The sequence below is a fragment of the Streptomyces sp. NPDC028314 genome, assembly GCF_055565795.1.
On the sequence record NZ_JBVHTP010000016.1, the window covers coordinates 110,757 to 124,605 of the forward strand.

Here is a 13,849-nt window from a genome sequence, read left to right on the forward strand (position 1 = left end):
AGGAGGCGCCACCTACGTTCCCTGCATGCTGACCTTCCTCGGCTTCGCCATGATCGCGACCTTCCTGGTCCTGATCATGCTGAAGAAAATGTCGCCCATCGCGGCGCTCGTCCTCATTCCCGCGCTCTTCTGCGTGTTCGCCGGACAGGGCGCGCAGCTGGGCGACTACGTCATCGACGGCGTCGGCAAACTCGCGCCGACCGCCGCGATGCTGATGTTCGCCATCGTCTACTTCGGCGTGATGATTGACGTCGGCCTCTTCGACCCCGTCGTCCGCGGCATCCTGCGCTTCTGCAAGGCCGACCCGATGCGGGTCGTGGTCGGCACGGCCGTGCTCGCCGCGATCGTCTCGCTCGACGGGGACGGTTCGACCACGTTCATGATCACCGTCTCGGCCATGTACCCGCTCTACAAGAGGCTCGGTATGAGCCTGGTGGTCATGACCGGCGTCGCCGCCACCGCCAACGGTGTGATGAACACCCTGCCCTGGGGCGGCCCCACGGCCCGCGCCGCCACCGCCCTCAAGCTGGACGCCGCCGACGTCTTCGTCCCGATGATTCCCGCCCTGGCGGCCGGCCTGCTCTTCGTGTTCGTCCTCGCCTACGTCCTCGGCGTGAAGGAGCGCCGCCGGGTCGGCCTGCTCGTCATGCCCGGCGAGGAGAAGGAGACGCCGGAGCCGGAGCCCGCGCAGGAGCAGTACGTCGCGGTGGCCGCGGGCGCCCCGGGAAGCGCCGGCCTCGACGCCGCGGCCACGGGGGCCACCACCGCCACCGCGACGGGAGCCGGCGGCGCCGCGACAGCGACCGGTGGCGCCGCAACCGGAACCACCACCGCCCCGGTAACCGGCCATGGCGACGCGGGCGGGTCCGCCGACGCCCCCGAAGGCGACGGCTTCCAGGGGCTCGACCCGCACCGGGCGACCCTCCGCCCCCGTCTGTACTGGTTCAACGCGGGCCTGACCGTCGCCCTGCTCACCGCGATGATCATGGAGCTGCTGCCCATCCCGGTGCTCTTCCTGCTCGGCGCCGCTCTCGCCCTCACGGTCAACTTCCCCCACATGCCCGACCAGAAGGCCCGGATCGCCGCCCACGCCGACAACGTCCTCAACGTGGCCGGCATGGTCTTCGCCGCGGCGGTCTTCACGGGTGTGCTCACCGGCACCGGCATGGTCAAGCACATGGCCGACTGGCTGGTCGGCGCGATCCCCGAGGGCATGGGCCCGCACATGGCCCTCGTCACCGGCCTGCTCAGCCTGCCGCTGACCTACTTCATGTCGAACGACGGCTTCTACTTCGGAGTCCTGCCCGTACTGGCCGAGGCCGGCGCGGCCCACGGGGTCTCCCCGCTGGAGATCGCCCGGGCCGCGCTCGTCGGCCAGGCGCTGCACATGTCCAGCCCGCTGGTTCCGGCCGTCTACGTCCTCGTCGGCATGGCCAAGGTCGAATTCGGCGACCACACCCGTTTCACCGTGAAATGGGCCGCTCTCACCTCCCTGGTGGTGCTGGCGGCGGGGATGCTTTTCGGCATCATCTGATCCGGCCGCCCCTGGCGCGCGCAAAACTACCGGCGCTAGTTTGTAGGGTGTTGGCGAGGTCAGGTCGAGGTCAGGTCTACGCGCTCGTGCGTGCTCGGGAGGAATGCCATGAAGGCCCACGACGGGATGTACATCGGCGGCGCATGGCGGCCCGCCGCGGGGCGTGAGCGGATAGAGGTCGTCAACCCCGCCGACGAGCAGGTCATCGCCGCGGTCCCGGCCGGTACCGCCGAGGACGTGGACGAGGCCGTACGCGCGGCCCGGGAGGCCTTCCCCGGCTGGGCGGCCACGCCGCCGGCCGAGCGGGCAGCCCTGATCGGGACGCTCCGCGACGTGCTGACCGCCCGCAAGAAGGAGATCGCGGAGACCATCTCCGCCGAGCTCGGCGCCCCGATCGGCTTCGCGGAGGCGGTGCACGTCGGGTCGCCGATCGCGATCGCGGGCTCGTTCGCCGAGCTCGCGGCCTCGTACGCCTTCGAGGAGCGGATCGGGAACTCCACGGTGCTGATGGAGCCGGTCGGCGTCGTCGGAGCCATCACCCCCTGGAACTTCCCGCTGCACCAGGTCGTTGCCAAGGTGGCACCCGCTCTCGCCGCCGGCTGCACCCTCGTCCTCAAGCCGGCCGAGGACACCCCGCTGACCGCACAGCTCTTCGCCGAAGCCGTGCACGAGGCGGGCATCCCGGCCGGAGTCTTCAACCTCGTGACCGGTACCGGCCCGGTCGCGGGACAGGCACTGGCCGCGCACGAGGGAGTCGACCTCGTCTCCTTCACCGGTTCGACCGCCGTCGGCCGGCAGATCGGCGCCACCGCCGGCGCCGCGATCAAGCGTGTCGCCCTCGAACTGGGCGGCAAGTCGGCCAACGTCATCCTGCCCGGCGCCGACCTCGCCAAGGCCGTCGCCACGGGCGTCGGCCACGCCATGGTCAACTCCGGCCAGCGGTGCAACGCGCTCACCCGCATGCTCGTGCACCGGGACCAGTACGACGAGGCCGTCGCCTTGGCCGTCGACGCCGTCGCCAAGTACCCCACCGGCGACCCCCACGACCGTGGCACCCGCCTCGGCCCGGTGGTCAACGCCAAGCAGCGCGACAGCGTCCGCGCGTACATCGCCAAGGGCGTGGAGGAGGGCGCGCGGCTCGTCGCGGGCGGCCCCGACGCGCCGCACGAGCAGGGGTACTTCATCGCCCCGACCGTATTCGCCGATGTCACCCCCGAGATGACCATCGCCCAGGAAGAGATCTTCGGCCCGGTGCTGGCGATCCTCCCGTACGAGGACCAGGACGAGGCCCTGCGCATCGCCAACGGCACCGTGTACGGGCTCGGCGGAGCCGTCTGGGCGGCGGACGAGGAGACCGCCGTCGCCTTCGCGCGCCGTATGGACACCGGCCAGGTCGACATCAACGGCGGCCGCTTCAACGTGCTCGCGCCCTTCGGCGGCTACAAGCAGTCCGGCGTGGGCCGCGAGCTGGGTCCGCACGGCCTGGGGGAGTACCTCCAGACCAAGTCCCTGCAGTTCTGAGGACCCTGCCCGCGGTCGCGAGCGCTGCCCCGCAGCCCTGCGCGATGCCCGCAGCTGCTGAACCTGACCCGCAGTTCTGATTCCCGGAAGTCCGGAAGTACGGAGACGACGACCATGGTCCGCGCCGCCATCCTGCCCGCCGTCGGAGCCCCGCTGGAGATACGGCAGATCGTGCTGCCCGATCCCGGCCCCGGGCAGGTCCGGGTGCGGCTCGCCGCCGCCGGGGTCTGCCACTCCGACCTCTCCCTCACCAACGGCACCATGCGGGTCCCCGTCCCCGCCGTCCTCGGCCACGAGGGCGCGGGCACGGTCCTGGCCGTCGGGGAGGGGGTCACCCATGTCGCGCCCGGCGACGGGGTGGTGCTCAACTGGGCCCCGTCCTGCGGGGAGTGCCACCACTGCCTGATCGGTGAGGTCTGGCTCTGCGTCAAGGCCCTGGCCGGCGTCGGCGCGGTCTACGCCCACGACGCCGGGGGCACGGAGCTCCACCCCGGGCTGAACGTGGCCGCCTTCGCCGAGGAGACCGTGGTCGCGGCGAACTGCGTGCTGCCCGCGCCCGCCGGGATCCCGCTCGCCGAGGCAGCCCTGCTCGGCTGCGCGGTGCTCACCGGGTACGGCGCCGTCCACCACAGCGCGCAGGTCCGCCCGGGGGAGTCGGTCGCCGTCTTCGGTGTCGGAGGTGTCGGCCTCGCGGCGCTCCAGGCGGCGCGGATCGCGAAGGCGGGCCCCATCGTCGCCGTCGACGTCTCCCCGGCCAAGGAGGAGCTGGCCCGGGCGGCCGGGGCCACGGAGTTCGTGCTGGCCTCGGACACCACCGCCAAGCAGATCCGGGCACTCACCGGGGGGCAGGGCGCGGACGTGGCCATCGAATGCGTGGGCCGGGCCGAGACCATCCGCGGAGCCTGGGAATCGACCCGCCGCGGGGGCCGCACCACGGTCGTCGGCATCGGTGGCAAGGAGCAGCAGGTCACCTTCCACGCGCTGGAGATCTTCCACTTCGCCCGCACCCTCACCGGCTGCGTCTACGGCAACAGCGACCCGGCCCGCGATCTCCCGGTGATCGCCGACCACGTGCGGGCCGGCCGCCTGGACCTCGGCTCGCTGGTCACCGACCGCATCACCCTCGACGGCATCCCGGCCGCCTTCGACGCGATGCTGGCGGGCAAGGGCGGCCGCTCGCTGGTCATCTTCTAGCCGGACCGGCGCCCGAGTCCGGTCCGCACCGGGCCGTCGCCCGCCCGGCGCGGACCGACCCTCGGTCGGCCGGCGCCGGCAGTGCGGTGTGCACTCCGTGCGGGGTCACCTGCCCACCGGGGCCCGGGATGCGGCCGACGCGAGCCCCGACGTCGCGGGACCGCAGCGGGCCTCGCGCCGGCGGAGAGGCGCCCGGTGTGTCTGCCGGCGCCACGGCGCGAACCCGCGGCTCGGACCGGCGGCTCCGCTCAACCGCCCCGATCCGCACGTCCCCCCGGCCCCAGGCCCGAGTCCACGCGAGCGCCGAGCCCCGGGCCTCCGTGACGGGCTCGGAGCCGCCCGTCGAGTGGCCGCCGCACCGCCGGCCGTCGCCGTCGAGCCACCCGTCGAGCCACCCGTCGAGCCACCCGTCAAGCCGTGTCCCGCAAGGCCTCGTACTGGATCGCCAGCCCGTCCAGCAGGGCCGCGAGGCCCGTCTCGAACGCGCCCTCGTCCACCTCGCGCTGCCGCTCCGCCAGCAGGTGGGCCTGGCCCAAGTGCGGGTAGTCCGACGGGTCGTAGGCCGCCTGGTCGTCCACGAAACCCCGGGCGAAGGAACCCACCGCCGAGCCCAGGATGAAGTACCGCATCAGAGCGCCGATCCGGGTCGCGTGGGCCGGCGGCCACCCGGCCTCCGTCATCGCCCCGAAGACGGCGTCCGCCACCCGCAGGCCCGCCGGGCGGCGGCCGGGGCCACGCGCCAGCACCGGCACGATGTTCGGATGGTCGGACAGGGCCGCCCGGTACGAGCGAGCCCAGTCGTGCAGCGCGACCCGCCACCCCCGGCCGTCCCCCGACTCGAACATCGACAAGTCGACCCGCGCGCTCACCGAGTCCGCCACCGCGTCCAGGATCTCGTCCTTGGTGCGGAAGTGGTTGTACAGCGACGGCCCGCTGACCCCGAGCGCGGCAGCCAGCCGCCGCGTCGACACCGCCTCCAGCCCCTCCGCGTCCACCAGCGCACCCGCCGCCTCGACGATGCGGTCTCTGCTGAGGAGGGGCTTGCGCGGTCTGGCCATGCGCCACATAGTAGGGCCTGCCCGCCATAAACTACCGGTGCTAGTTAACCCCGCGCCGGACCGCCCGGAGGTGCCCGGTGAATCTGGAGCTGAGCGAGGAGCAGGAGGCCGTACGGCGGCTCGCCCGGGAGTTCACCGAGCGCGAGATAGCCCCGTACGCCGCCGACTGGGACCGCGCCGAGAGCGTCGACCGGTCCATCGTCAAGAAGCTCGGTGACCTGGGCTTCCTCGGTCTGACCGTCCCCGAGGAGTACGGCGGCTCCGGCGGCGACCACCTCGCCTACGTGCTGGTCACCGAGGAACTCGGGCGCGGCGACTCCGCCGTGCGCGGCATCGTCTCCGTCTCCCTCGGCCTGGTCGCCAAGACCGTCGCCGCCTGGGGTACCGAGGAGCAGAAGCGGGCCTGGCTGCCCCGGCTGTGCTCCGGCGACGCGCTCGGCTGCTTCGGCCTCACCGAGCCCGGAACCGGCTCCGACGCCGGGAACCTCGGCACCCGCGCCAGGCGCGAGGGGGACTCGTACGTCGTCAGCGGCAGCAAGATGTTCATCACCAACGGCACCTGGGCCGACGTGGTCCTGCTCTTCGCCCGCACCGGCGACGAGCCCGGCCACCACGGGATCTCCGCCTTCCTCGTCCCCACCGACGCCCCCGGCCTGACCCGTCGCGAGATCCACGGCAAGCTCGGGCTGCGCGGTCAGGCCACCGCCGAACTCGTCCTCGACGGGGTCCGCGTGCCGGCCTCGGCCATGCTCGGCCCCGAGGGCAAGGGCTTCTCCGTCGCCATGTCGGCGCTGGCCAAGGGCCGGATGTCGGTCGCCGCCGGCTGTGTCGGCATCGCCCAGGCGGCGCTGGACGCGGCCGTCTCGTACGCCGCCCAGCGCGAGCAGTTCGGCAAGCCCATCGCCCACCACCAACTGGTCCAGGAGCTGATCGCCGACATCTCGGTGGACGTGGACGCGGCCCGGCTGCTGACCTGGCGCGTCGCGGACCTGATCGACCGCGGGCAGCCCTTCGCCACCGAGTCCTCCACCGCCAAGCTCTTCGCCTCCGAGGCCGCCGTCCGCGCCGCGAGCAACGCCCTCCAGGTGCACGGCGGCTACGGCTACATCGACGAGTACCCGGCGGGGAAGCTGTTGCGCGACGCCCGGGTGATGACGCTCTACGAGGGCACCAGCCAGATCCAGAAACTGCTCATCGGCCGCGCCCGGACCGGGGTTTCGGCCTTCTGAGCGCCCGGCCGGGCTGAGTACGTACGTGAGTACGCGCACGGATGTGGCCCCGGCCACACCGCCCGATGCTGGACCCATGAACGAGACACCGGTCAAGCAGCAGAACACGGGGGCGTACTACGGCCAGGCCGTCGCGGCCTTCGGCATCGCCATCGCCGCCGTGGCCATGGGGATCTACAACCTGGACGCCGACGGCTGGGTGCGCGCCTTCCTCGGCATCGCCGTCCTGTACCTGACCACCTCGGCCTTCACCCTCGCCAAGGTGATCCGTGACCGCCAGGAGGTCACCCAGATCGTCAGCCGGGTCGACCAGGCCCGGATGGAGAAGCTGATGACGGGCTACGACCCCTTCTCGCCCAAGCCCGCGCCCGGCCCCGCCGCGCAGGACCGCTAAGCGCTTGCTCACCCTCCGGTAAGGTGTCCATTCCTACCAGGCGAAGAGGGTGAGCGAGCGATGGACAGCGCGGCGGACAGCAGCGGCTACCAGCCGTGGTCGGAGGTCAACCCCGACGCCGCGCGGCGGCTGCTCGTCGCCGCCGTGGACGCCTTCGCCGAGCGCGGGTACCACGCCACCACCACCCGGGACATCGCCGGGCGGGCGGGCATGAGCCCGGCGGCGCTCTACATCCACTACAAGACCAAGGAAGAGCTGCTCCACCGGATCAGCCGGATCGGCCACGACAAGGCGCTGGAGATCCTGGAGACGGCCGCCTCCGGCCCGGGGTCCGCCGCCGACCGGCTCGACGCGGCCGTCCGGTCCTTCGTGGGGTGGCACGCGGCACATCACACCACCGCGCGCGTGGTCCAGTACGAGCTCGATGCTCTCGCTCCGGAGCACCGCTCCGAAATCGTGGCACTGCGCCGGCAGAGCGATGCGGCGGTGCGCCGGATCATCGCCGAGGGCGTGGACGCGGGGGAGTTCGAGGTCCCGGACGTGCCCGGCACCACCCTCGCCGTCCTGTCGCTGTGCATCGACGTGGCCCGCTGGTTCAGCGTGGACGGCCGGCGCACGCCCGACGAGGTCGGCGCGCTCTACGCCGACCTCGTACTCCGCATGGTGGGCGCCCGCCCCGCCCCGGGGCGGACGGCGGGCGCGTAGTCCCGCGACGCGGCCCCCGGCTCAGAAGTAGTACCGGGACACCGACTCCGCGACGCACACCGGCTTGTCGCCGTCCTCGCGCTCGACCGTCACGGTCGCCGTGACCTGGACGCCGCCGCCCGCCTCCGTCACCTCCGTGATCACGGCCGTGGCGCGCAGGCGGGAGCCGACCGGCACGGTCGAGGGGAAGCGCACCTTGTTCGTGCCGTAGTTGATGCCCATCTTCATGCCCTCGACCCGCATGATCTGCGGCACCAGGCTCGGCAGCAGCGACAGCGTCAGATACCCGTGCGCGATGGTGGCACCGAAGGGCCCGGCGGCTGCCCGCTCGGGATCCACGTGGATCCACTGGTGGTCGCCCGTCGCGTCCGCGAAGAGGTCGATCCGCTTCTGGTCCACCTCCAGCCACCCGCTCGGGCCGAGCGGAACGCCGACCCCGGCGCGCAGCTCCTCGGCGGACGTGAAGATCCTCGGTTCGGCCATGCCCTGCCCCTGCCTCTCACTGATCAGCAAATAAGCGCTTGCTCAGCATGCTGGGGCCACATGTATCTGTCAACGCACAACCCGACCGGTCCGACTACGCTCGGCCGCGTGCCGCAGATTCCCGAGAAAATCCATGAACTCACCGTCGGTCAGCTGTCCGCGCGCAGCGGCGCGGCCGTCTCCGCGCTCCACTTCTACGAGGCCAAGGGCCTGATCAGCAGCCGTCGCACCTCCGGCAACCAGCGCCGCTACACCCGTGACGCGCTGCGCCGGGTCGCCTTCGTACGCGCAGCACAGCGCGTGGGCATCCCGCTCGCCAGCATCCGCGAGGCGCTGTCCCGGCTCCCCGAAGGCCGCACCCCCACCCGCGAGGACTGGGCGGGCCTCTCCGAGACCTGGCGCGCCGAACTCGACCAGCGGATCAAGCAACTCGGGCGCCTGCGCGACCATCTGACCGACTGCATCGGCTGCGGCTGCCTGTCCCTGGAGACCTGCGCGCTGTCCAACCCCGACGACGTCTTCGGCGAACGCCTCACCGGCTCCCGGCTGTCGCTCTAGCGGCCTCCGCCCAGGTCCGGGCAGCCGCCTCCACCAGCTCGGCGCTCGACCGTGCCGTCCGGCCGTCCGGCAGGTGCAGTACGTCGCCCACGCCGGTCCGGGCGACCGCCCCGCACCGGGCGGCCAGGCGCAGCACCGGCCAGGCGGCGGCCTCCCGCCCGTACAGCATCAACGACACGGGCGGGAGCCAGCACAGCCCCGCCACCAGCGCGGGGTCGGCCTCCGCCAGCTCCGCCACCAGCCGGACCCGCCCGTGGTCCGGCGCGGCCCAGGCCAGGAACCGGGCCAGCGGCTCCGGCCCGGCCGCCCCGCCCAGCGGAACCACCGCGTCCACCGCCACCCCGCGCGTCAGCAGGGCCAGCCCCAGCTCCTCCGCCCCCGGCTCCGCGAACCGCACCGTCGCCCGGTCAGGCAGCACCGTCCAGGACCGCACCCGCTCCAGCCGCCCGCCGGGATCCGCTTCGGAAGGAACGGCCGCCGGCACCGAAAGCGGTACGGAGACCCCCGCGCCCCGCAACACCTCCAGCAGCGGCCCGACCACCCGGGGGGAGAGGCTCTCACGGCCGCACGGAGTCCTCGGGTGCACGAGCACCTCCCGCGCCCCGGCGGCGACCGCCTCCACCGCCGACCGGGCCAGATCCTCCGGGGACATCGGTACCGAGGCCCCCTCGGCGGCGTCCCGGCCGCCGTTCAACGAGACCTGGAGCGGCACGCCCGTACCCGCACCGCCCCCGCCCCGCGCACCCTCGCTCATGCCGCCCCCGCCGACGCCGGACCGACCTCGGCCGCATCCGCCAGGGCCGGTCTGGGAACCACGATCCCGCAGCCCCCGCACACCGGCCCGTCCCACGCCCACGCCCCGGCCCACGCCCTGTGCCCCGCCCCCACCGGCGGCCAGCGCAGCTCCTGCTCACCACAGACCGGGCAGGCCGTGCCCGGCTCCGACTCCAGCGCCCGCACCAGCCGTCTCAGTACCTCGCCGAGCGTGCCGTCCGGCCGGATCCCCGGATCCGCGCACCGCACCACCGCGTCCCCGCTGCCGCCCCACGCCCACTCCGGCCGGCGCAGCCCGTGGTGCTTCTCGCGGCGGCGCCGCTCCGCGAACTGGCGCTCGTACTCGAGCCACACGGCCCGGGCCTCCTCCAGCTCCTCCAGCGCGGCGACCAGCCGCTGCGGGTCCGCGCCCCGGTCCTCGGGGGCGATGCCGTGCCGGTCGCACAGGTGCCACCAGGTCGCCCGGTGCCCGTACGGGGCGAATCTCTCCAGGCACCGGCGCAGTGAGTGGCGCCGTAGCGCTCGGTCATTGCGCGCATCCCGCACCTGGTAGGCCAGACTCCGAAATCCCGCCATCGCACCTTCACCTCCGCCGCGCCCACGCCCACACCAAGGCGTCGTACTAGTCGAACGTCGTCGTACGCCTCGACGTGCCCAACATGCCCGGCGGAGTGTGGGCGCATGCGGGGGCGGTCGAGGCGTGCGGGTGGCACGTGGCCGGAACTCAGCGCCCCATGCGCCCCGCAGCAACCACGACCCGGGCCAGTTCCTCGTGGCAGATGTCACTGTGCGCCCCCGACGGAGCCCCGCCCCGCCGCACCACGGAGCCTGCGTCCACGCTGACGCAGCCCGCCCCCGGCAGCCCGTCGCGCAGGACCGAGTCGAGGCTCAGCCGAGGCGCGCCCTGCACCGCCTGCACCCCGTCGTGCCCGATCGCGCCCCACCGCTCGTCGAAACCCAGCACACCGGCCGAATCCCCTGCCATCCGGGAGGCCAGCGGATAGAAGAACCTGAGCGAGGTGTCGTACGGGGAGTGGCAGGCGACCACCGGCCCGTCCACCCGCCGATGGAGCCCGCCCAGGGCGCCGCCGCGGCTCCTGTCGTGGGGGAGCCGGTCGGTGAAGGCGTAGTGGGAGAAGGCGCCCTGGAGCAGGGTCAGGGACTTCACGTACCGGGAGCCGTCCGGCACCGCGCGCAACGCGAAGGACGCCACCCGGGCGCCGAAGCTGTGGCCGATCAGGTGGATCCGCAGGGCCGGCCGACGGACCGCCAGGTCCGCGAGTACCGGGCCCAGCCCGTGCTCGCCGACCACCCCGGCCCGCTTCTTCATCTGGTAGTACGTCGCCTGGCGCAGCACCTCCTTCGCGCCGCTCCACAGGGTCCGCAGCCCTCCGCCGGGCGCGAGCCCCGGGCCGTCGGCAACGGAGCCGGAGCCTGAACCGGTGCCTGAGTCGGAACCGGAACCGGAGCCTGCCGGCCCGCCCGAGCCGGACCCTGAGCCCGCCGGGCCGAGTGCGGCCCCCGCCTCGACGAGGGCCCCGGTGAAGACCCGGCACACCTCCAGGACGTCCCGCGTGAACATGGCCGGCACATCGAGGGCGGCTGCCGTGGCCGCCCCGTCCACCCCGGCGAGCTCCCGTACCAGCGCCCCGAACTCGACGAACGCGGCCGCCGAATCCGGCCGCTCCTCCAGCAGTTCGGCGACCCGGTCCAGCTCCGCCTCCCGCCCCGGCCAGAACTCCCCGAGCGCCCGGCGGGTGGCGGGGTCCAGCGCGGTACCGAAGCCCGGTTCCGCGAGCGCGCCGAGCGTGTCGAAGTCCGGTATCGGTTCGTCGGAGAAGCGGATCGAGGGCCAGACGACCCCCACGTACCCCAGCCGTACCCCGGGCCCCACCAGCCCCGGGAAGGGGGCGAAGAACCGGTCGTAGAGCCGGGTCGCGGTGGACCGGTCGCTGTTCCAGCCGTGGGCGAACACCAGCAGGTCGGTGGCCTCGATCCGGGCGACGGCCTCCCGCGTGCCCCGGTCCACGTCCCCCTCGGCGTCGAAGGTCAGCTCCGCATAAGGCCCGACGCCGACGCCGACGCCGACCCCGACCCCGGCCCCGACCCCGGCTTCCACACGCACACCCGCACCGCTGTCCGTCATGACGTCCCCCTCCACGCCGTGCCCTCCGGTGGACCCAGCATCCTGCCGCCGCACCTGCCCGGCCAGCCCTGCGGCAAGCCCGCATCACCGGTAGAGCAGGTACCCCTCGCGCACCGCCGCGAAGCGCTCCAGCCCGGCCGCCCAGTCACCCGCGATCTCCTCGACCCCGGCCCCCGCGTCCACCATGGCCCGCACCCGGTCCGAACCGGTCAGCCGGTCGATCCAGTGGTCGGCCCGCCACGCGAAGCCGCTCCACGTCCGCTGCGCCGTGACCAGCAGCGCGATCCCCGCCCGCACCGGGTCGAAAGCCGCGCGGTCGTGCACGATCAGCCGGACCCCGCCGCACACCTTCCCGGTGAACTTCGAGAAGGAGGGGGTGAAGTACGCCTCCCGGAACCACACCCCCGGCACGTCCAGCGCGTTCGCCGCCTCTGCCCACCGCCGGTCGATCCCCTCCGCGCCGATCAGCTCGAAGGGAGTGGTCGTACCCCGCCCCTCGGACAGGTTGGTCCCCTCGAACAGGCAGGTCCCGGCATACGCGAGGGCCGTGTCCGCGGTCGGCACGTTCGGGCTCGGCGGCACCCAGGGCAGCCCGGTGGCCCCGAAGAACGACTCGCGCCGCCATCCGGTCATCCGTACCGTCCGCAGGCTGACCGGCCGGTCCTTGAGGAACTCCCCGTTGAACAAGAGCGCCAGTTCGGCCGCCGTCATCCCGTGCGCGAGCGCGATCGGCTCCCGGCCCACGAAGCTCGCGTACGGCCGCTGGAGCACCGGCCCCGCCGCCCGTACGCCGCCCACCGGGTTGGGGCGGTCCAGCACCACCACCGCCTTGCCGGCCAGTGCGGCCGCGCGCATGCAGTCGTACAGGGTCCAGATGTAGGTGTAGAAGCGGGCCCCGACGTCCTGGATGTCGAAGACCACCGTGTCGATCCCGGCCGCCGTGAACACGTCCGCGAGCTGCTGCCCGCTCTTGCCGTACGTGTCGTGGACGGGCAGCCCGGTCGCCGGGTCCCGCCCGGCGCCTTCCGAGCCGCCCGCCTGGGCCGTTCCGCGGAAGCCGTGCTCGGGCCCGAAGACGGCGACCAGGTCCACCCGTTCGTCCGCGTGCAGGACGTCGACCAGGTGCCGGGCGTCGGCGGTGATCCCGGTCGGGTTGGTCACCACCCCGATCCGCTGCCCGGCCAGCACCCCGTACCCGTCCGCGGCGAGCTGCTCGAAACCGGTCCGTACCGATGCGGCCGCACGTTCCGGGCCAGGTGCGGGCGGACGCCCCGCCTCCGGGGCGGTCCCCGCCGCGCCCAGACCCCCCACGGCCCCTACGGCCCCCGCCAGTCCCAGCACCCCGCGTCGTGACAGCGTCATCCGGACACGCTAGGCCGCCGCCCCCTTCCGCCCCGACATACCGACTGGTTAGTCTGCCCACGACCGTCCGGATCCGCCGGGTCCGCCGTCAGCGTCGAAAGGTGAACCGCGTGAGCGCGTACCAGGACCAGCGAGTCGTCGTCACCGGAGCCGGCGGCGGCATCGGCGCCGCCCTCGCCCAACGCTTCGCCGCCGAGGGAGCCACCGTGGTGGTCAACGACCTCGACCCGGTCAAGGCCGCGTCCGTGGCCGGCGAGATCGGCTCCCGGGCGATCGCGGTGCCCGGTGACGCCTCGGCGATCGTGGCGGAGGCCCGCGATGCCCTGGGCGGCACGGTGGACATCTACTGCGCCAACGCCGGACTCGCCTCGGGCGGCGACGCGTTCGCCGAAGAAGGGGTCTGGGAAGCGGCCTGGGACGTCAACGTCATGGCCCATGTCCGTGCGGCCCGCGCCCTGCTGCCGGACTGGCTGGAGCGGGAGAGCGGCCGCTTCGTGTCCACCGTCTCCGCCGCCGGACTGCTCACCATGATCGGGGCCGCGCCGTACAGTGTCACCAAGCACGGTGCCCTCGCCTTCGCGGAATGGCTGTCGCTGACCTACCGCCACCGGGGTGTCCAGGTCCACGCGGTCTGCCCGCAGGGTGTGCGCACCGACATGCTGACCGCCGCGGGCTCGGCGGGCGAACTCGTCCTGGCGCCGACCGCGATCGAGCCGGAAGCGGTCGCGGACGCCCTGTTCGACGGCATGGAGAAGGGCCGGTTCCTGATCCTCCCGCACCCCGAGGTGGCCGACTACTACGCCGCCCGCGCCACCGAACCGGACCGCTGGCTGACGAACATGAACCACCTCCAGCAGAAGTGGGAGACGCAGTGACCGGGCCCGCCGACGA

The 13,849-nt window shown here is 73.4% G+C and carries 14 protein-coding genes; 8 read left to right on the forward strand and 6 right to left on the reverse strand.

Annotated elements, in window-relative coordinates; translation table 11 throughout:
• The first annotated feature begins 25 nt into the window (after positions 1 to 25).
• From ACZ4TG_RS31215 to ACZ4TG_RS31225, 3 genes are all read left to right on the forward strand, one after another.
• Positions 26 to 1,534 carry a CitMHS family transporter gene (locus tag ACZ4TG_RS31215; protein ID WP_468169156.1) on the forward strand — a complete coding sequence of 503 codons (1,509 nt, stop codon included), beginning with the start codon at positions 26 to 28 and terminating at the stop codon, positions 1,532 to 1,534.
• Positions 1,535 to 1,642: 108 nt separating this feature from the next.
• Complete coding sequence (locus tag ACZ4TG_RS31220) at positions 1,643 to 3,055, forward strand: aldehyde dehydrogenase family protein (RefSeq protein WP_468169159.1); 1,413 nt, start codon at positions 1,643 to 1,645, stop codon at positions 3,053 to 3,055.
• A gap of 114 nt (positions 3,056 to 3,169) precedes the next feature.
• The gene (locus tag ACZ4TG_RS31225) at positions 3,170 to 4,249 is read left to right on the forward strand and encodes a Zn-dependent alcohol dehydrogenase (RefSeq protein ID WP_468169162.1); all 1,080 of its coding nucleotides are present in this window, start codon (positions 3,170 to 3,172) and stop codon (positions 4,247 to 4,249) included.
• Positions 4,250 to 4,659: 410 nt separating this feature from the next.
• Here ACZ4TG_RS31225 and ACZ4TG_RS31230 read toward each other — a convergent pair whose 3' ends face one another.
• A complete protein-coding gene (locus tag ACZ4TG_RS31230; RefSeq protein ID WP_468169165.1) occupies positions 4,660 to 5,307 on the reverse strand; it encodes a TetR/AcrR family transcriptional regulator in 648 nt (215 codons plus the stop codon).
• 77 nt (positions 5,308 to 5,384) lie between these two features.
• Between ACZ4TG_RS31230 and ACZ4TG_RS31235 the strand changes: the two genes are divergently transcribed.
• From ACZ4TG_RS31235 to ACZ4TG_RS31245, 3 genes are all read left to right on the forward strand, one after another.
• Entirely contained in the window at positions 5,385 to 6,536 is a 1,152-nt protein-coding gene (locus ACZ4TG_RS31235) for an acyl-CoA dehydrogenase family protein (protein ID WP_468169168.1), read from the forward strand.
• A 76-nt stretch (positions 6,537 to 6,612) separates the two neighbouring features.
• Positions 6,613 to 6,930 carry a YiaA/YiaB family inner membrane protein gene (locus ACZ4TG_RS31240; protein ID WP_468169171.1) on the forward strand — a complete coding sequence of 106 codons (318 nt, stop codon included), beginning with the start codon at positions 6,613 to 6,615 and terminating at the stop codon, positions 6,928 to 6,930.
• A gap of 60 nt (positions 6,931 to 6,990) precedes the next feature.
• Positions 6,991 to 7,635: a TetR/AcrR family transcriptional regulator gene (locus ACZ4TG_RS31245; RefSeq protein WP_468169174.1), complete on the forward strand. Its 645-nt coding sequence runs from the start codon at positions 6,991 to 6,993 to the stop codon at positions 7,633 to 7,635.
• A gap of 21 nt (positions 7,636 to 7,656) precedes the next feature.
• Here the strand turns inward: ACZ4TG_RS31245 and ACZ4TG_RS31250 are convergent, their stop codons facing one another.
• The gene (locus tag ACZ4TG_RS31250; RefSeq protein ID WP_468169177.1) at positions 7,657 to 8,118 is read right to left on the reverse strand and encodes a MaoC family dehydratase; all 462 of its coding nucleotides are present in this window, start codon (positions 8,116 to 8,118) and stop codon (positions 7,657 to 7,659) included.
• A 108-nt stretch (positions 8,119 to 8,226) separates the two neighbouring features.
• Here ACZ4TG_RS31250 and soxR point away from each other — a divergent pair, with 108 nt between their 5' ends.
• Entirely contained in the window at positions 8,227 to 8,676 is a 450-nt protein-coding gene (gene soxR, locus ACZ4TG_RS31255; protein WP_468169180.1) for a redox-sensitive transcriptional activator SoxR, read from the forward strand.
• On the opposite strand, the gene ACZ4TG_RS31260 is transcribed toward soxR, so the two are convergent.
• The 4 genes from ACZ4TG_RS31260 to ACZ4TG_RS31275 form a co-directional block, all read right to left on the reverse strand.
• A complete protein-coding gene (locus ACZ4TG_RS31260) occupies positions 8,651 to 9,430 on the reverse strand; it encodes a 3-keto-5-aminohexanoate cleavage protein (protein WP_468169183.1) in 780 nt (259 codons plus the stop codon). The two genes, soxR and ACZ4TG_RS31260, sit on opposite strands and share 26 nt — an antisense overlap.
• The gene (locus ACZ4TG_RS31265; protein ID WP_468169186.1) at positions 9,427 to 10,026 is read right to left on the reverse strand and encodes a hypothetical protein; all 600 of its coding nucleotides are present in this window, start codon (positions 10,024 to 10,026) and stop codon (positions 9,427 to 9,429) included. Before ACZ4TG_RS31265 ends, ACZ4TG_RS31260 begins: the two co-directional genes overlap by 4 nt.
• Positions 10,027 to 10,174: 148 nt before the next feature.
• Positions 10,175 to 11,596, reverse strand: coding sequence for a serine-threonine protein kinase (locus ACZ4TG_RS31270; RefSeq protein WP_468169189.1), 1,422 nt, complete (start codon positions 11,594 to 11,596; stop codon positions 10,175 to 10,177).
• Positions 11,597 to 11,680: 84 nt separating this feature from the next.
• Entirely contained in the window at positions 11,681 to 12,958 is a 1,278-nt protein-coding gene (locus ACZ4TG_RS31275; protein WP_468169192.1) for an exo-beta-N-acetylmuramidase NamZ family protein, read from the reverse strand.
• Positions 12,959 to 13,068: 110 nt separating this feature from the next.
• Here ACZ4TG_RS31275 and ACZ4TG_RS31280 point away from each other — a divergent pair, with 110 nt between their 5' ends.
• Positions 13,069 to 13,833, forward strand: coding sequence for an SDR family oxidoreductase (locus tag ACZ4TG_RS31280; protein ID WP_468169195.1), 765 nt, complete (start codon positions 13,069 to 13,071; stop codon positions 13,831 to 13,833).
• Positions 13,834 to 13,849: the final 16 nt, after the last annotated feature.